At 68.4% G+C, this 16,736-nt stretch carries 14 protein-coding genes; 3 read left to right on the forward strand and 11 right to left on the reverse strand.

Annotated elements, in window-relative coordinates; translation table 11 throughout:
• Positions 1-145 precede the first annotated feature (145 nt).
• Both QFZ61_RS12730 and polA read right to left on the reverse strand, forming a co-directional pair.
• On the reverse strand, positions 146-1,432 hold the full coding sequence (locus QFZ61_RS12730; protein ID WP_307036555.1) for a GNAT family N-acetyltransferase: 1,287 nt from the start codon (positions 1,430-1,432) through the stop codon (positions 146-148).
• 28 nt (positions 1,433-1,460) lie between these two features.
• A complete protein-coding gene (polA, locus tag QFZ61_RS12735; protein ID WP_307036558.1) occupies positions 1,461-4,310 on the reverse strand; it encodes a DNA polymerase I in 2,850 nt (949 codons plus the stop codon).
• On the opposite strand from polA, the gene QFZ61_RS12740 reads away from it, so the two are divergent.
• Entirely contained in the window at positions 4,309-4,785 is a 477-nt protein-coding gene (locus QFZ61_RS12740) for a hotdog fold thioesterase (RefSeq protein ID WP_307036560.1), read from the forward strand. The genes polA and QFZ61_RS12740 overlap by 2 nt on opposite strands.
• A gap of 67 nt (positions 4,786-4,852) precedes the next feature.
• Here QFZ61_RS12740 and QFZ61_RS12745 read toward each other — a convergent pair whose 3' ends face one another.
• From QFZ61_RS12745 to QFZ61_RS12775, 7 genes are all read right to left on the reverse strand, one after another.
• The gene (locus QFZ61_RS12745) at positions 4,853-5,401 is read right to left on the reverse strand and encodes a dihydrofolate reductase family protein (RefSeq protein WP_307036563.1); all 549 of its coding nucleotides are present in this window, start codon (positions 5,399-5,401) and stop codon (positions 4,853-4,855) included.
• 54 nt (positions 5,402-5,455) lie between these two features.
• The gene (locus QFZ61_RS12750; protein WP_307036565.1) at positions 5,456-5,677 is read right to left on the reverse strand and encodes a hypothetical protein; all 222 of its coding nucleotides are present in this window, start codon (positions 5,675-5,677) and stop codon (positions 5,456-5,458) included.
• Positions 5,674-6,885, reverse strand: a complete 1,212-nt coding sequence (locus QFZ61_RS12755) for an inorganic phosphate transporter (RefSeq protein WP_307036567.1) — start codon at positions 6,883-6,885, stop codon at positions 5,674-5,676. The genes QFZ61_RS12750 and QFZ61_RS12755 overlap by 4 nt, the downstream gene beginning before the upstream one ends.
• 216 nt (positions 6,886-7,101) lie before the next feature.
• Positions 7,102-7,779 carry a hypothetical protein gene (locus QFZ61_RS12760; protein ID WP_307036569.1) on the reverse strand — a complete coding sequence of 226 codons (678 nt, stop codon included), beginning with the start codon at positions 7,777-7,779 and terminating at the stop codon, positions 7,102-7,104.
• A gap of 80 nt (positions 7,780-7,859) precedes the next feature.
• Complete coding sequence (locus QFZ61_RS12765; protein ID WP_307036571.1) at positions 7,860-8,729, reverse strand: universal stress protein; 870 nt, start codon at positions 8,727-8,729, stop codon at positions 7,860-7,862.
• A gap of 303 nt (positions 8,730-9,032) precedes the next feature.
• Positions 9,033-10,358: an erythromycin esterase family protein gene (locus QFZ61_RS12770; protein WP_307036573.1), complete on the reverse strand. Its 1,326-nt coding sequence runs from the start codon at positions 10,356-10,358 to the stop codon at positions 9,033-9,035.
• On the reverse strand, positions 10,355-11,737 hold the full coding sequence (locus QFZ61_RS12775; RefSeq protein ID WP_307036575.1) for an MBL fold metallo-hydrolase RNA specificity domain-containing protein: 1,383 nt from the start codon (positions 11,735-11,737) through the stop codon (positions 10,355-10,357). Before QFZ61_RS12775 ends, QFZ61_RS12770 begins: the two co-directional genes overlap by 4 nt.
• Before the next feature lie 231 nt (positions 11,738-11,968).
• Here QFZ61_RS12775 and QFZ61_RS12780 point away from each other — a divergent pair, with 231 nt between their 5' ends.
• Entirely contained in the window at positions 11,969-13,750 is a 1,782-nt protein-coding gene (locus QFZ61_RS12780) for a long-chain-fatty-acid--CoA ligase (protein WP_307036577.1), read from the forward strand.
• A gap of 7 nt (positions 13,751-13,757) precedes the next feature.
• Here QFZ61_RS12780 and QFZ61_RS12785 read toward each other — a convergent pair whose 3' ends face one another.
• Together QFZ61_RS12785 and QFZ61_RS12790 are read right to left on the reverse strand one after the other, a co-directional pair.
• Positions 13,758-14,624, reverse strand: a complete 867-nt coding sequence (locus QFZ61_RS12785; RefSeq protein WP_307036580.1) for a dienelactone hydrolase family protein — start codon at positions 14,622-14,624, stop codon at positions 13,758-13,760.
• A 114-nt stretch (positions 14,625-14,738) separates the two neighbouring features.
• A complete protein-coding gene (locus QFZ61_RS12790) occupies positions 14,739-15,719 on the reverse strand; it encodes a LysR family transcriptional regulator (protein WP_307038192.1) in 981 nt (326 codons plus the stop codon).
• Between the two features lie 117 nt (positions 15,720-15,836).
• On the opposite strand from QFZ61_RS12790, the gene QFZ61_RS12795 reads away from it, so the two are divergent.
• Positions 15,837-16,733 (forward strand): xanthine dehydrogenase family protein subunit M, encoded by an 897-nt coding sequence (locus QFZ61_RS12795; RefSeq protein ID WP_307036582.1) that lies wholly within the window; start codon positions 15,837-15,839, stop codon positions 16,731-16,733.
• Positions 16,734-16,736 lie beyond the last annotated feature (3 nt).

Genomic DNA, 16,736 nt, shown 5'->3' on the forward strand with positions numbered 1-16,736 from the left:
CCGGGCCATCCTGATTTGTGGATTTGGTTGCGCGCACGTAGTACACGCCCGCTCAGTCTAGTCGGATACGACAACGCGGGTCAAAGCGCGCCGGGCCGCTGCGGGGGCGTCACCGCCGCGCCCGGGGCCACGCGAACCGCTGCCGCTAAAAGTGCGTGAGGCAGTGTGCCGGGCGTTCGACCGCGAACATCCCGGCAGCGCGGAACGCCGCACCGGCTGACTTCTCATGAAGCCGCCCGGAAGCGGCCAGTGTGGCCGGGTGCACGCCGCCAAGGTACATCGAGGACAACGCTGCCACATCCAGCTCAAGGTCAACCTCAGCGTCGCGGTCTTCCGTGACGACGCCGGCACCCCGGACGACGTCCAGGGCGAACGTCCCACCCGTCAGGCCGAGCGGATCCGACACTTTCAGCACCAGCCGGCCGTCGACCGGGTAGTAGCGGGCCGCCAGGGCCTTCTGCACATCCAGGATCCGCAGCCAGAGCATGTCGCGCGACGCCGAGGCGTCCACGCAGCGCGGATCCTTGAGGGCCCACGGCAGCGGGTCGTCCACGGGCGCCTCCTCCCAGGTGACGCGCTCCACCAGATCGATGGCGCCGAGGTACTGCCACAGTTCCAGGTACGCCGCGCGGGTGGCGGCGACCAGGTCGATCACCTCCATCGTGTACGGGGTGCTGGCCCAGCCGCCGAACTTGTAGGACACGTAGCCGTCGACGGCGCCGTCGGGGCCGTAGTGCAGCGCCACCTTGACCTTCGTGTCCTCGCCGTCGTCCCTGCTGATGGACCCCGAAGCGAACTGCCGGTAGAACTCGTGCCTGCCGATGGAGCCCGGCGTCAGCCGGTGCAGGCGGTCGAAGACCAGCGGTGCCAGCTCCAGCAGCACCTTGGGATCGGCCACCTCGACGCTGCCGGCCGGGGTGTGGTCCAGGACGAAGCGGGCACTGGTGTCGACCTTGATCGACTGCTCGGAGGTTGCGACGCCGTATCCGAAGCGGCCATAAATGGACGCCTCCGACGCGGTGAGGGCTGCCATGGCGAGGCCCTCCTGCCGTGCGAGGCCAAGTTCCTCAGCCATCATCCGCCGCAGCAACCCGCGGCGGCGGTGGGAGGTACGCACCGTCACGGCGGTCACGAGCCGGGTGTCAAGCAACCGGCCGAAGCCGACGTTCAGCGTCTTGTCCAGCGTGCCGAACGTCGCCACCGGTATGTCGGCGTGGAGTGCGTGCTCTGCGACCGGCCCGGTCTGATAAACGCCGGTCATCACCCGCCCGTCCGCGCGCTGCATCTCAAGGCCCCGGTCCACCCGCTCCTCGCTGCGGCGGGCGTCGTGGAAGCCGAAGGCCACGGCGCGCATCCAGGCGACGGACGCCGGGTACGACGGGTCGTCCTTGGCCGCAGGTTTGAACCGCCGGACTTCGTACTGCTCTGCCACGTGCTTCTCCCCCAAGGAATGTCGTTGGTTAGTGCCCGGCCTCGTACCAGCTGGTGCCGATACCGATCTGGACTTCAAGCGGAACCGACAGCTGCGCTGCGGCGCCCATCTGCTCCGTGACGAGCCGCTCGACCGTCTCTCGTTCGCCCTCGGCGACTTCGAGGACCAGTTCATCATGGACCTGCAGCAGCATCCGCGATTTCAGCCCCTGTTCGGCCAGCGCGCCGGCCACGCCGAGCATGGCCCGTTTGATGATGTCAGCGGCGGACCCCTGGATCGGCGAGTTCAGGGCAATGCGCTCCGCGTTCTCGCGCAGCTGCCGGTCGGTGCTCGTCAGGTCTGGCAGGTAGCGCCGTCGTCCCTCGATGGTGGCGGTGTAACCGTCGATCCTGGCCTGCTCCACGACACCGCGGAGGTAGTCGCGGACGGCGCCGAACCGGTCGAAGTAGTCCTTCATCAGGGTCCGCGCCTCGTCAACGGAAATCTCCAGCTGCTTGGACAGGCCGAAGGAGGTCAGGCCGTAGGCGAGGCCGTAGGACATGGCCTTGACCTTGGAGCGCATGGCGCTGGTGACCTGGTCGGTGGGCACGTGGAAGATATTCGAGCCCACGAACCGGTGCAGGTCTTCGCCGTCCTTGTACGCCTGGATCAGGCCGGCGTCGCCGGAGAGGTGGGCCATGATGCGCATTTCAATCTGCGAATAGTCCGCGGACAGCAGGCACTCGTAGCCCTCGCTGACGACGAAAATACCGCGGACCCGGCGGCCTTCCTCACTGCGGATCGGGATGTTCTGCAGGTTGGGATTGTTGGAGGAGATCCGGCCCGTGGCTGCAACGTTCTGCGCGTAGGTGGTGTGGATCCGGCCGTCTTCGGTGACGGATTTCTTCAGCGACTCCAGCATCTGGCGCAGCTTGGATGATTCCCGGTGCGCCATCAGCTGGACGAGGAACTCGTGCCCGGTCTTTTCCAGCAGGTTCTTGAGCGAGGCGGCGTCGGTGGTGTAACCGGACTTGATTTTCTTCGTCTTGGGCAGCTGCAGCTCCTCGAACAGGACTGTCTGCAGTTGCTTGGGCGAACCGAGGTTCACCTCGTGCCCGATCGCGGCGAAGGCCTGCTCGCGGGCGTTGTCGATGACCTTGGCGAGGTCCGAGAGCTGCTCGTCCATCCGCGGCATATCGATGCCGATACCGGCGAGTTCCATGCCGGCAAGGACCCGGCTGACCGGCAGTTCCAGGGTGGTCAGCAGGTCCTGGGCCTTGCGGTCCTTGAGCTCGGATTCGAAGTAACGGCTGAGGGCCTGCACGACGGCGGCGACGTGGACCAGCTCGCCCGCGGCGGCGGCGTCGTCGCCGTCGAACGTCAGCTCAAGTTGCCCGGCCTTCGCGACCTCCTTGGAGATGCCGATGTTGAGGTGGTGCTGCGCCAGTTCGGCGAGTTCGTAGCTGCGGCGGTCGGGCTGGATGAGGTAGCCCGAGATGGACGTGTCATCAACTACGCCCTCCAGCGCCAGTCCGCGGCTGGACAACGCTTTCAGGGCCCCTTTGTAGCCGTGCATGACCTTGGCCGCACCGGCATCCCGCAGCCAGTCGGCGAGGACGTTCTCGGCGGCAGCATCCTGGCTTGCGAGGTCGATGTAGGCCGCACCGTTGTCGTGGACGATAGCCAGCGCGGCGGCGTCCTCGACTATCCGGCCCGGCACCAGGTCGACGGCGACAGCGCAGCGCAGCCCGGCGCCGGTCTCGAGGAAAGCGCGCAGCTCGGCGGCGTCCTGCGGCGTGACAAAGTCAGGGATGTCGAGGGTCTCCCGCTCAGCTTCCGTGACTTCACTGCCGTAAAGGTCGAAAAGCCTGGTCCGGATGGTCTTGAATTCAAGTTCGTCAAAGAGTTGCTCGAGCGCGGCCTCGTCCGGCCGCGGATCCGCGAGGTCCTCCAGCGTGACGGGCAGGTCGAGGTCGGTGCGGAGCCTATTGAGCCGCCGGTTGCGCTTGACGTCCTCGACGTTTTCGCGGAGGGCATCCCCGACCTTCCCGCCGATGGCGTCCAGGTTTTCCAACACCCCCTCCAGACCGCCGTACAGGTTGATCCACTTCGCCGCCGTTTTGGGCCCGACGCCGGGGACGCCCGGAAGGTTGTCCGCGCTCTCGCCCACCAGGGCGGCGAGGTCGGAGTACTGGGCCGGGCTGACGAAGTACTTCTCCTGGATGGCCTCGGCGTCCATCCGCGGGATGTCGCTGACGCCCTTCCGTGGATAGAGCACGAACACGTTGTCGGTGATCAGCTGGAAGGCGTCGCGGTCGCCGGAGACCAGCAACACTTCAAAGCCGGCCTTCTCACCCTGGGCGGCGAGCGTGGCCAGAATGTCGTCGGCTTCCCAGCCGGGCAACTTGATGGTCTTGATGCCCCACGCCGTCATGACCTTGTCGATCAGGTCGATCTGTCCGCTCATCTCCCGCGGGGTCTCGTTGCGGCCGCCCTTGTAGCCGTCGTACTCGGCCTTCCGGTGCGTGGTCTCATCCGACACGTCGAAGGCCACCGCCACGTGCGTCGGTTTCTGTTCCTTGATCAGGTTGATCAGCATCGACGTGAAGCCGTGGATGGCGTTGGTGTGCTGCCCGTTGGCGGTCGAGAATTTGTCTGCCGGAAGCGCGAAGAAGGCACGGAAGGCCATCGAGTGCCCGTCCAGCACCAGCAGGCGCGGCTGGTCGGTGATCGGAATGACGGGTGCCTCTGTGGCGGAAACCGGCTCCGCCCGGCGGGGGCTTCCGGGACGCTTCGCCGGGGGCGCCGCCTCCGGTTCCGGTGCCGGAAGGGTGTCCACTGCGGATCGGGAAGGGGCCGGTTTGGTAGTTTCGCTCACAGGTGCCAGCCTAGTTCCCATGATCGACAATTTCACGCCCGCCCCGTTCGCCGCCGAACTGGAAGCCGCCGGTGTACCCCCGGAACTGCACGACTGGCTGGGCCGGATGGGTGTCGGCGCCCTGGTGGTGAAGATGGGGATCCGCTTCCTGGAAATGAGCCCGGAGCGCACGGTGGCGACCATGCCCGTGGAGGGCAACACGCAGGTGGCCGGGATTCTGCACGGCGGCGCCCACGTGGTGCTGGCCGAAACCCTGGGGTCGTTCGCCGCCGGCATGCATGCCGGACCCGGGCGGCAGGCGCTGGGCGTCGACGTCGGTGCGACGCATCACCGCGCCATCGCCTCCGGCACCGTGACGGGCACCTGCACGGCCATCCATCTGGGGCGCACGCTGACCACCCACGAAATTGTTATGACCGATGAGCAGGGCCGCCGGTTGTCCACGGCGCGGATCACCAACATGCTCCGCGATGTGACTCAGCAGCCAGTCAAGTAGGGCAGCCAGTTAAGTAGGGCCAGGCAAGTAGGGCCAGGCGGCCAGCCGGAGCGCCGGCGGGGCCCGCTCAGGAACGGCCGGGGAAGCGGTACCGGAGTTCGACGATGCCGCGGCCCATGGTCCGTGAGGCGAGCAGCTCCAGCGGCGCGGTCGGCCCGGCGAGGGGCAGCAGCGGCTTGCCGGCCCCCAGAACCACGGGAATGACCGAGAGGATCAGCTCCCCCAGCAGCCCGGCGTCGGCGAACTGCGCGGCGAGGACTCCCCCGCCCACGACCCAGACGTTCCTGCCGTTCGCCGCCTCCGTCAGGTCCTCGGCGAACTCCGGCACCGGGCCGCGGACAAAGGTGATGTCCGTGCCGTTCGGGGCGGCGAGTTCGTGGTGCGTGAAGACCCAGCAGGGAGTGCCGTGGTACGGCCACGCACCGGCGGCGTGTTCTGCCAGCCAGGCGTAGGTTTCGCCGCCCATCACGATGCAGCCGACGTCGGCCAGGAAGGAATCGTAGCTTTCCTTCCCGCCGGCGAAACCGTCGAACTGGAGCAGCCAGTCGAGGTTGTCGTCCGGGGTGGCGATGAAGCCGTCCAGGGAGGCCGCGACGAAGTACTGGAAACCAGGCATGGCCACAGCGTAGCCAGTCCCGGCTGTCATTCCCAGAGCCGCGCTGCGGGCAGCCTATTTACTGAAGTACGGAATGATCAGGTACAGCCCGAAGAGCACCGCGAGGCCGCAGAGGCCGAAGCAGAGGTAGGAAAGCGGCCGGATCCATCCGGGCTGGGCGGTCCGCGTATCGCCGGCGATGGCGGTGAGCCGGACCCCCAGTGCGTAGAGAACGGTGACGGTAACCGCGGCAAGGAGGGTAGACCCCGCTACCAGGACGAGTTCAAGCCATTTCATTTCCGGCCACCCTTGGATTTGTTGTTGCGGCTGACCGCCGCTGCCTTCTTCTTCGCGAACCGGATCGCCTGGCCTGCCTCTTCAACCTCGACGGCGTTGTGGTGGCCGACATGGGACTTCCGGGAAGCGACGAACATGTAGACCACCGCTGCTGTGCCGGCGACGGCGGCAATGATGAATCCGGCAGTCCCGGTCTGGACCAGCAGCGCCGTCAGGGCGCCGACGATTCCGGCGGCCGGAAGGGTGAAGAGCCATCCCACCACGATTTTCCGGGCGGTGCCCCAGCGGACTGTGGTGCCGCGGCGGCCCATTCCGGAACCGATGACCGAGCCTGACGCCACGTGGGTGGTCGAGAGGGCAAAGCCGAGGTGGGAGGAGGCCAGAATGGCGGCGGCCGTGCTGGTTTCGGCGGCGAACCCCTGGGCCGGTTTGACCTCGGTGAGGCCCGAACCCATAGTCCGGATAATCCGCCAGCCGCCGGAGTAGGTGCCGACCGCGATGGCCAGGGCACAGGCGGCGATGACCCAGAGCTGCGGGCCGGAGCCGGGCGCCTGGCTGCCGGCCGAAATCAGGACCAGGGTGATGATGCCCATGGTCTTTTGAGCGTCGTTCGTGCCGTGCGCGAGGGCCACGAGGCTGGACGTGAAGACCTGGCCGGTGCGGAAGCCGCCGCGTTTCTGCGTGAGTTTGCTGCCGGTCTCCGGGTCATGGCGGGAGGTCAGTGCGTAGGCCAGCCTGGTGCACACGTACGCCGCTGTGGCCGCGATGACCGGGGCGAAGACGGCCGGAAGGAGAACCTTCTGCACCACGGAGATGAAGTTCACCGAGTGCAGGCCGATGCCGGCGATGGCGGCACCGATGAGCCCGCCGAAGAGGGCGTGCGAGGAGCTGGAGGGAAGACCCTTCAGCCAGGTGATCATGTTCCAGAGGATGGCGCCCATCAGGCCGGCGAAGATAATGGCCGGGGTGATTTGGACGCCGTCGGAACCTTCCCGGATGATTCCGCCGGAAACGGTCTTCGCAACTTCGGTGGAGAGGAACGCCCCGACCAGGTTGAGCACCGCCGCGAGGGCGACGGCCGTCTTCGGTTTGATGGCACCGGTGGCGATGGGGGTAGCCATCGCGTTGGCGGTGTCATGGAATCCGTTAGTGAAGTCAAAAAACAGCGCCAGCGTTATAACCAGCGCCACCATTACGGTGATTTCCACCTGTTGCCCAATCTGCAGAGTCGACGGTCAGCAGTTTCATCCCCGTGGCGGCCTTGTTGGGTCTGTTCATCCGTTGTTAAGGCGGAGTCACTTTCGCCGTACACCAAAGCTGTCTGAAACCCTATCGATCGTACGCGGGAAAGGGGGCAGGGCAAAACATGGTGTGCTGCACCACGGGCGACGGGCGGCCGGCCGGAGACGGCCTGGTCAGTGGGCTCAAGCCGGTGGCTTAAGTCCCCGGCTGACGAGCATGCCGGCACTTTTCTGTTCCAGGGCCGCGAGCGTGGCCTCGGGCAGGACGATCAAGCCGTCCAGCTCCCGGCGTGCCCGTTTGTAGGCTGTCTGCCGTTCCGCGGGGGTGGCGGCGGCGTCGGAGGCGATGCGCAGCAGCTTCCGGGCGGTGGCGAGTCTTTCGCGTTCCGGGCCGGTGAAGTTGCTGTCCTTGATCCGGCGCGCTTCCCGCTCGGCCACGTCGAAGGCCAGTTCGAAGCCGCGGACAGCAGTCCGGTAGTCGGCGAGCCGCGCCGCCGTCGTGATCTGACCTGGGTCGCCGGGGCGCAGGCCGTCCGCTTCGCGCTTCGCACGGAGAAACGCGACCGTCAGCGGTTCACGCACGTCGGTCATCGCGGGAAAGTCGATCAGCTTTCCGACGTCCAGTTCGTAGTCCAGCCAGCGCCGGTTGACAGCGTCATGGGCATCCATAAGGCCCTCCACTTCAGTCCGGCTGGCGTGCTCTGCCGCGGTCTGCTGGTTCCTCAGGCGGTACAGCTCCACCCTGCGGCGGTGCCGGCGTTCGGATGCGTTGGTCCAGGTCCGCAGCCAATGGCCGAGGAGGGCACTGAGCGGAAACACCATCCACCAGTTGTGGCCGATGATATTGAAGAGGGAGTCCACGTCATCATCCTGCCACCGGCCTCGGGCGGCGGAAAGCCCCGAAGCAAAGGGGGCTTCCCGCCGGCTGTGCAGAGTCTGCCTCAGTCCTCGTGCTTGACCTTGTGCACCCGTGTGACGACGGTGGGGCATGGCACGTCCAGCAGTACGGCGTGGGCCGTGGAGCCGAGCACCAGCCTGGAGAAACCGCCCCGCCCACGGCTGCCGATCACCAGCAGTCGTGCTTCGCGTGCCGCTTCCACGAGCGCCTTGGCCGGTTCCGTGTCGGTCTCCAGTCGCTGGTTGACCACGAGGTCGGGGTACTTGTCCCGGAGCCCCGCCACGGATTCGGCCAGCACGATCCGGTCCTCTTCAACGATGCTCTCGGCCAGTCCGCTGGACGGAAGCTGGCGTTCAATCCAGCGGGCCGGGCTGCGGAAGGCAAGGACCACGGTCAGCTCGTCGCCGCCGCGGTCCGCTTCAGCTGCAGCGAATGCCACAGCCTGCAGCGACTCTTCCGACCCGTCAACGCCGACCACCACACCGCGGTTTCCCGTGCCACGCGCGCTGGGGATGACGGCCACCGGGCAGTCCGAGGCGGACACGGCCTGCAAGGCCCGGTCGGTCATCGGTCCGCCGTCCAGCCAGTGCTTGTCATGACCGCCGACCACCAGCAGGGAGGCGTCCTGGGACGCCTCGCGCAGCGCGGAACCGGGGCTTCCGTGCCGCAGCTGCACGTCAACGTCGACGTCCGGGGCCTGGTTGGCCGCACTGGCTTTGCTTTTCTCCAACAACTCCATCCCGGAGTCGCGGATAAGTTCGTGATACTGGAAGTCCGGCGACATCCAGCGGTCGTCCACGGCGTGGACGCACAGAACCGGGGACTTCTGCTGCGCGGCGCGTTCCAGCGCCCACGTCAGCGCAGCTTCGCTGCCGGTCGAACCGTTGATGCCGACGACGATTGGTTTACTCATGCTGAACCCTGCTCTTTTCCATCGCGGCCTGCGCCTGCCCGCTGCAGTGGTCCCGGCAGCGCACCCTTCTGTGACCGCTGCCTGCCGCCGCTGCAGGCCTTTGCTCTGGCCACTGCTGTCTGGCATGAAACGCCGGCAGCACCGTGGCCCTGCCGACACCCCAGTGTGCCCAAGGTGCAAGGGCCCTGGTTAGGGCCTTAAGCCCCACACTCGCTCCCGGCGCGCCCTTCACGTCGGCCCGAAAATCCGACGCGTCGGCCCGCGCCTGCCGGAAGACCGGTCGGCGCCGGGGCTGCGCCGGGCTTAGAAGCCGGTCGGTTCCGTCTCGAACTCGGGCTCCCGCGGCGGACCCTCGTGGTGCACCGGGCGGACCGCGGCCGTGTGTTCGAGCCAGATCAGCGCGTCGTAGCGCTCCCCCATCTTGGTCGGAACGTAATTCCCCAGCTCCCGCTCCGGATCGTAAACCACCCCGATGGCCCGGTGGCCGAGCCGGGTCGAAAGCCAGGGTCCGCTCCGGTCCTCGCCGAAGACCAGCACCGCGGGCACGCCCAGGGCCTCGTGCAGGAAGTCCTCATGGCTGCCGGGGCGCGCAACCGGCACCGGCAGGATCCGCTCCGGCGAACCCCAGGCATCGGCGGCGAGCACCGTGCCGCGGTGGGCGGCGAGGCCTACCAGCAGGACCCCCTCCGGGGCGTGCCGCTCGCGCAGCAACTGCCCGACGTTGACGAGGCCGTCCTGTGCCATGTCCGTGGCCCGAGCGTCGCCCACGTGGGTGTTGTGCTCCCAGATGATGCCTTTCGATCCAGTCCCCAGGTGCCGGCTGAGCCGGTCGATGGTGTCCGCCATGTGGTGGTCCCGGACGTTCCAGGACTGCCGGTCACCGCGGACCATGATCCGGTAGTAGTGCTCGGCGTTGGCCGCCACCTCGGCATTTTGGACAGCGTCAAACGCTTCAGCGTCGTGCTCCCCGGGCCCGGACAGTCCGGACACGCGGCCCCGGACCTCGGCCAGCAGGGCGACGACGTCGGCCTCACAGGACTGCGGGACCAGCCGGGTACTCCAGGCGTACCGGTGCGGGTCCTCGTGGTGCGGCAGGAAACACCGCCAGGCGCGCAGGGCGGCCGGCACGGCGTCGGGCTGATGTTCTTCAAGCCAGGTGATGATCTCCCGCAGCGAGTCCCACAGCGAATAGACGTCGAGGCCGTAGAAACCAACCCGTTCCGGCACGGGCCGCTGCAGGTTCCAGGTCCGCAGCCAGTCCAGGAACCCGGCCACCTCCTCGTTGGCCCACATCCACGTAGGCCAGCGCTGGAAACCGGCGAGGAGCGCGTGGACGCCCTGGTCGGGTCCGCTCAGGCCGCGGACCCACTGGTTGATCCGCCAGCAGTCCGGCCAGTCCCCTTCGACGCCGATCCAGGTGTAGCCCTGTTCCTCGATCAGCCGGCGGCTCAGTGTCGCCCGCCAGGTGTAGAACTCGTGGGTGCCGTGGGAGGCTTCCCCGATAGCGGTGTAACGGCACTCGGCAGCGCGGCGGACGACGCCGTCGAGGTCACGGTCGCTGCGCAACTGCCGTGCGAGGGAATGGATCTCCCCCAACACGGCTGACTTGGCGACGTTGCCCGGCGTCACTGCGGGTCTCCGAGGTCGATGCGTTCCAGATGTTCGGGGACACGGGCCCGCCATCCCAGTTCGCGTTTGATCCGTATCCGCAGCGCGTCGGAGGCTTCCGGTTCGCCGTGCGTGATGTAGGTCATTCGCGGCTGCCGCGGCGCGGCTTTCATCCAGTTGATCAGCCCATCGGTGTCGGCGTGCGCGGACAGGTTCTCCATCTGGATGACCTCCGCCCGGATCGCCACATCCTCGCCGTAGATCCGCAGGTTCCGTTCGCCGGCGGCGAGGGCAGCGCCGCGCGTGCCGCCGGCCTGGTAGCCGCTGAGGATGAGGGCGTTCGCCGGGTCGGGGCCGTACGCGGCCAGGTGGTGCAGAATCCTGCCTCCGGTGAGCATGCCGCTGGCGGAGATGATGATCATCGGACCTCCCCGCAGGTTCAGCAGCTTGGATTCGTCAACGCTGCGGGTGAGTTTGGCGACGCTGTACATGTTGTCGTACTCGTCCTGCTTCAGCCGGTGCTCCTCCGGGTGCCGCTGGTACATGTCTGAGGCGTCGATGGCCATCGGGCTGTTGAGGTACACCGGGATGTCCGGGATGGCGTTTTTCCGGCGGAGCCTGGACAGGTACAGCATGAGCGTCTCGGCCCGCCCGACGGCGAACGCGGCGATCATGACCACGCCGCCGCGCTTCGCGACCCGGGTGATGATCTCGCCGAGCTGCTTTTCGGGATCCAGCGGGGAGTGCACGCGGTTTCCGTAGGTGGACTCGGTGACGAGCACATCAACCTCCCCGAGGGCCCGGGGCGGAAACATCAACGGGTCGTCCGCACGGCCCAGGTCGCCGGTGAAATGCACCGACTGGGAGCCGAACCGGACAAGGACCTGCGCCGCTCCCAGGATGTGCCCGGCCGGTACCAAGGTCAGTTCCATGCCCCCGCCCAGGTCCAGCGGGTCGTCAAAGTCCCGGATCGTGAAGCTGTTTAGCGACTTGACGGCGTCCGCGGCGGTGTACAGCGGCAAGGCCGGGCTGTGGCTGGCGGAGCCACGGTGGGTCGCGTAGCGCGCCTCCTCCTCCTGCAGGTAGCCGCTGTCCGGCAGGATCAGTTTGCATAAGTCGGCGGTCCCGCTGGTGGCGTAGACCGGGCCGGCGAACCCGTCCCGGACCAGTGCCGGAACGTAACCGCTGTGGTCGAGGTGGGCGTGGCTGAGGACGACGGCGTCAACGGACGCCGGCGGGACCGGAAACGGCAAGCGGTTGCGCTCCCGGCTGCGTTTGTAGCCCTGGAACAGTCCGCAGTCGATCAGCACCCGGCGGCGGCCGGATTCGAGCAGGTATCGGGATCCGGTCACGGTATCGGTTGCACCGAAGAACCGGAGGGTCGGCCGGTCGTGTGTCATGGTGCTCTCATGGTGCTTCCGATCCGAAAATCCGTCACGGCCCACGCTCCGCGCATTCCGGTCCCGGACCTAGGGCCGAAAGTCACCGGCAGCCCGCGGCCGCAGGGTGGCGCTCCTGGGTTGCAGAGCGGGATGCCCGCACCGGTAGGCTTTTTACGGCACGCCCGGCGGGCGGGGCCTCCGGGGCAGGGGCCATTACGGGCTCCGCCATACCAGCGGCAAGGACTCAGCATGACGAAGAACCTCAACGGCGGCAGCAGGAGATCCACCGGCGGCGCCGCGGTTCCCGGCCTTCCCTGGGCGGACCGGCCCTGGACGAAGCACTACAGCCCCGGGGTGCCCGCCGGCCTGACGCTGCCCCAGGGTTCCCTGGTGGATCTGGTGGACGCCTCGGTCCGGCGCTTCGGCAACAGGACCGCGCTGGAGTTCTTCGGGGCGAGGACCAGCTACCGGGAGCTCGGCGCGCAGATCAGCCGGGTGGCAGCCGGGTTGAAGAAACTCGGCGTCAAGGCAGGCGACCGGGTGGCTCTGGTCCTGCCGAACTGCCCGCAGCACGTCATCGCCTTCCACGCAGCCTTGCGCGTGGGCGCCGTCGTCGTCGAGCACAACCCGTTGTACACGGACCGCGAGCTGCGTCACCAGTTCGAGGACCACGGGGCGGCCGTGGCCATTGTCTGGGACAAAGCGGTGGAGCGGGTACTGCAACTGCCGGCCGACATCGGACTGCGCAGCGTCGTCTCGGTCGACCTGATCCCCGCGATGCCGCTGGGCAATCGGCTCGCGTTGCGGCTGCCGCTCCCGGCCGCGCGCCGGGCCCGGGCCGCCCTCTCCGCGGGCAAAGCGGCACCGCACGCCTCCCACGCGCACCTCCGCACCGTTCTGCCGTGGCGCGAACTGCTGGACGCCGGCGAGCTGAAGAAACGCCACCCGCGACCGGCGGCCGATGACCTGGCGGTGCTGCAGTACACCAGCGGCACCACCGGGGCGCCGAAGGGTGCCATGCTGACGCACGCAAACCTGCAGGCCAACGCCGCCCAAGGCCGGGCCTGGGTGCCGGGACTCAAGGACGGCAGGGAGACCGTCTACGCGGTGCTGCCGATGTTCCACGCCTACGGGCTGACCCTGTGCATGACTTTCGCGCTGAGCATCGGCGCCCGGCTGGTCCTGTTCCCCAGGTTCGACGTCGACCTGGTGTTGAAGGCGTACCGGAAGTCCCCGGCGACGTTCCTGCCGGCGGTGCCGCCGATCTATGACCGGCTCGCCGCCGCGGCCGCTGCCCAGGGCGTGAGCCTGAAAGGGATCCGCTACTCGATTTCCGGGGCGATGAACCTGCCGACGTCGACGGTGGCGACCTGGGAGAAGGCAACCGGCGGCTACCTGATCGAAGGCTACGGGCTCACCGAGACCTCCCCCATTTCGATAGGCAACCCTTTCGGCCCGAGCCGCAAGCCGGGCACCGTGGGGGTGCCGTTTCCGCTGACCGACATCCGCGTCGTGGACCCGCAGAACATCCGAATCAACCGCGGCCCGGGCGAGGAGGGCGAGCTGCTCATCCGCGGCCCGCAGGTGTTCGCGGGGTACTGGAACCGCCCGCAGGAAACCGAAGAGGCGCTGCTGGAGGGCGGCTGGTTCCGCACCGGTGACATCGTGTCCGTGGACGAAGACTACTTCGTCACGATCCGGGACCGGATCAAGGAACTGATCATCACCGGCGGCTTCAACGTCTCCCCCACCGAGGTGGAGGAGGTCCTGGCACAGTACCCCGGGATCGCCGACGTGTCGGTGGTGGGCCTGCCCCGGTCCGGCGGCGGCGAGGACGTGGTGGCCGCAGTCGTGGCCGCGCCCGGTAGCACCGTCGACGCCGCAGGCCTGCAGGAGTTCGGCCGCGGGCATCTGGCCGCGTACAAGGTCCCGCGGCGGGTCGTCGTCCTGGACGAGTTACCGCGCTCGCTGATTGGCAAGGTCCTGCGCCGGGAGATCCAGGACCTGCTGGCCACCGCCGGCCGGGACTGACTCCCCCTTAGCGGCCCTCTTCCGGGCGCAACCGCTCGGCGATGAAGTCAAGGGTCCGGTCCAGGGCCTCCCTGGTGGGGTGCCCCGGGCGGTCCACCAAATCGACGGTGAGGACGCAATGGGCGGTCTCCGGGATGCCGTGGCCGTTGCCCCGGGAAGAGTCGATTTCGATGCCTTCGAAACGGTCGCCGAGTTCCCGGCGCAGCGTAGCGAACCGTTCCGCCGGGCAGCCCCGGTCGCTGCTGAACCGAAGGCCCAGCACGCCCAGTCCCTCGTTCACCGTGCGTTCCTTCAGCCGGGACAGTTCGCCGGCATCGAGCCCGACGGCGGCCCGGCGGCGCGCTGACAGGGGCGCGGGCAGGGCAGGCTGGCTCATCACCGGTGCCAGCACGGATGGCTCCAGCGCCATGGCGAGGGCGAAACTCCCCGTCAGGCACATGCCGATTGCGCCCACGCCCGGTCCGCCGCACTCCGCGTGCGCTTGAGCGGCCAGGGCCCGCAGCCAGCCGGTGACAGGACTGGAACTGTCCGCCAGCAGCCGGAACTCCCGTGAGACGCAGATCCGGGTGACGGCCCGGGCGATGCCCTCGCCGGGCTCGCCGCCGGGCCGGCCGAAGAGCGAGGGAAGGTAGACCGTGAAGCCGCGGTCGATCAGCCGGTGGGCCAGTTCCACCACTCCCTTGTGGAGGCCGGGGATTTCGTGGATCAGTACCACCGCCGGCCCGCTGCCGGCCCGGAACACCTGATGGCGAATGCCGCCGTGGCTGAAGGAGGATTCGGTAAAACCGGCCAGTGCCTCGGGCACGCCGCCTGGCGTGCCGCTGCCCTGACCACCGTTGCCGCCGCTGCGGTCTCCGATCGGCTCCTGGGTCATGGCCCCTCCTCTCGCCTCCCGGCCGACGCCGGCCGAAGTAGGGCACATACTACGGAACCCGCACCCCGCCGTCGACGCCCCGAGGAAGACCGGCCAGCATTGGCCCGGCCGCAATCAGCTCCACAGTGCGACGTGGAACTTTGAGCCGCGGCGTTCCAGCCCGCGGGAACCGCCGCGGGCGACCATCGCCGCCGTCGCATCGGCCGTACCGACGAAGCGCTGCAGCGTCTGGGTCATGGTGGTGGTCCGGTACCGGTCCAGGGTGCTGGCCCACCACAGCCCGGGCACCGGCGTGCCGGCGACGGGCACCCGCAGCAGCGTACGGCTGCGGACGTCGGCCTGGACGATGTGTCCCAGCGCCAGCATGGTGCCCTCACCCGCCCTCACCGCGGCAAGCGCGTCCGTTTCGCTGCTAAGCCTGATGATCTCCGGCACCACGCCCAGGCGCGCGAGCCAGCGCCCTTCCTCTGAGCTGTCCAGGATGCCCGCGGGGCCGGTGAACCAGGGCCGGCCCAGCAGCCGGTCCACGGCAACCGGTCCGCTCAGCCGCCCGAGCGGGTCACCCGGCGCCACCACAAAAACCCGCTGGTAGCGCAGCAGCGGAACGGATTCCAGGCCGGGGACAGTCGTGGGGCCGCCGCCCGGCGCGGTCGGGCGGGCGCCGAGCGCGATGTCGTAGGCCCGCTCCAGCAGCAGGGAGGCCAGCTCTTCGGCGGCTTCAGCGACGACGTCCACCGCGGCCCCGGGGACCCGTGCGGTGAACAGGTCCAGCAACGGGCCGGCGGCGTGCTCGGCAAACGGCGCGGTTGCGGCGATCCTTAGCCGCCCGGCGTCGTTCTTGGCGTTGCCCACCTCCCGGCGGGCCCGGTCCGCGAGCCCGACGATGTCCTGGGCGTACTCCGCCAGCACCCTCCCGCCGGGCGTTAGGCTGATGCCGCCGGAGGAACGCACAAACAGGGGATCACCGAGGTCCTGGCGCAGCGCGGCGATGGCCGCGGAAACGGCGGGCTCACTGACACCGAGTGCTGCTGCGGCGGCATGGAGCGAGCCAAGGCGTGCCACCAGCGCAAAGGTGCGCAACTGGTTCAGCGTCATGGACACGGCTTCATAACCTTTCGCTTATTCCGATATTGACACCCCCGTTTTGGCAGGGCAAGACTGGCCTTAAATCGGCGCTGGCGGCGTTGCCTGCGCCTCGGAATGAGGTGGGACATGCAGATTCCGGCTCCATTCGACTATGTTCGCGCCGCCACGGTGGAGAACGCGCTTGAGCTGCTGGCACGCCACGGTCCCGACTCCCGGATTATCGCGGGCGGCCACAGCCTGCTTCCGATGATGAAGCTGCGGCTGGCCCGGCCGGAACGGCTGATAGACATCAACGACCTCTTCGAACTGGACTTCATCCTGCGCGACGGCGAAGAACTGCGCATCGGCGCTCTCACCCGGCACACCGCCCTGTTGGAGGACGACGAGCTGGCCCGGCTGTTCCCGATCATCCGGGACGCGGAACTCGTGATCGCCGACCCCGTGGTGCGGAACCGCGGCACCATCGGCGGCTCGCTCTGCCAGGCCGACCCGGCCGAGGACCTCTCCACGGTCTGCGACGTTCTCGGCGCCACCGCAGTCATCCGCGGTCCCGGCGGCGAGCGCGTCCTGGCGATGCGGGACTTCCACCGCGGCCCGTACCAGACCGCCGTCGGCCCGGATGAACTGTTGTGCGAAGTCCGTCTGCCGGTCCGGCAGCGCTCCGGCAGCGCCTACGAAAAGGTGGAACGCCGCGTCGGCGACTGGGCGGTGGCAGCCGCGGGCGCGGCCGTGATGCTCGCGGAAGACGGCAGCATCGCCGACGCCGCCGTCGGGCTGACGGCGCTGGGCCTGGACCACACCGTGGCCGAAGCCGCCGGGCTGCTGCGCGGCAAGCAGCCCTCCGAGGAACTGTTCGCCGACGCCGGGCGCCTCGCCGCCGAAGCCTGCGACCCGGTCGCGGACCAGCGCGGGCCGGTCGACTACAAACGGCATCTGGCCGACGAACTCACCCGTCGCGTCTTGCGGCAGGCCTGCGCCCGCGCCGCACAGGCAACCCAGACGGCCCAGACCAAGGAAGGCTGAAGC

The organism is Arthrobacter sp. B3I4 (genome assembly GCF_030816855.1).
Lineage (GTDB): Bacteria > Actinomycetota > Actinomycetes > Actinomycetales > Micrococcaceae > Arthrobacter.

Excerpts from the sequence above, each read along its gene's own strand:
- QFZ61_RS12740 (WP_307036560.1), top strand. The coding sequence starts at position 4,309 with ATGATCGACAATTTCACGCCCGCCCCGTTCGCCGCCGAACTGGAAGCC.
- polA (WP_307036558.1), bottom strand. The coding sequence starts at position 4,310 with ATGGGAACTAGGCTGGCACCTGTGAGCGAAACTACCAAACCGGCCCCT.
- QFZ61_RS12745 (WP_307036563.1), bottom strand. The coding sequence starts at position 5,401 with ATGCCTGGTTTCCAGTACTTCGTCGCGGCCTCCCTGGACGGCTTCATC.
- QFZ61_RS12750 (WP_307036565.1), bottom strand. The coding sequence starts at position 5,677 with ATGAAATGGCTTGAACTCGTCCTGGTAGCGGGGTCTACCCTCCTTGCC.
- QFZ61_RS12765 (WP_307036571.1), bottom strand. The coding sequence starts at position 8,729 with ATGAGTAAACCAATCGTCGTCGGCATCAACGGTTCGACCGGCAGCGAA.
- QFZ61_RS12775 (WP_307036575.1), bottom strand. The coding sequence starts at position 11,737 with ATGACACACGACCGGCCGACCCTCCGGTTCTTCGGTGCAACCGATACC.
- QFZ61_RS12780 (WP_307036577.1), top strand. The coding sequence starts at position 11,969 with ATGACGAAGAACCTCAACGGCGGCAGCAGGAGATCCACCGGCGGCGCC.
- QFZ61_RS12785 (WP_307036580.1), bottom strand. The coding sequence starts at position 14,624 with ATGACCCAGGAGCCGATCGGAGACCGCAGCGGCGGCAACGGTGGTCAG.
- QFZ61_RS12790 (WP_307038192.1), bottom strand. The coding sequence starts at position 15,719 with ATGACGCTGAACCAGTTGCGCACCTTTGCGCTGGTGGCACGCCTTGGC.
- QFZ61_RS12795 (WP_307036582.1), top strand. The coding sequence starts at position 15,837 with ATGCAGATTCCGGCTCCATTCGACTATGTTCGCGCCGCCACGGTGGAG.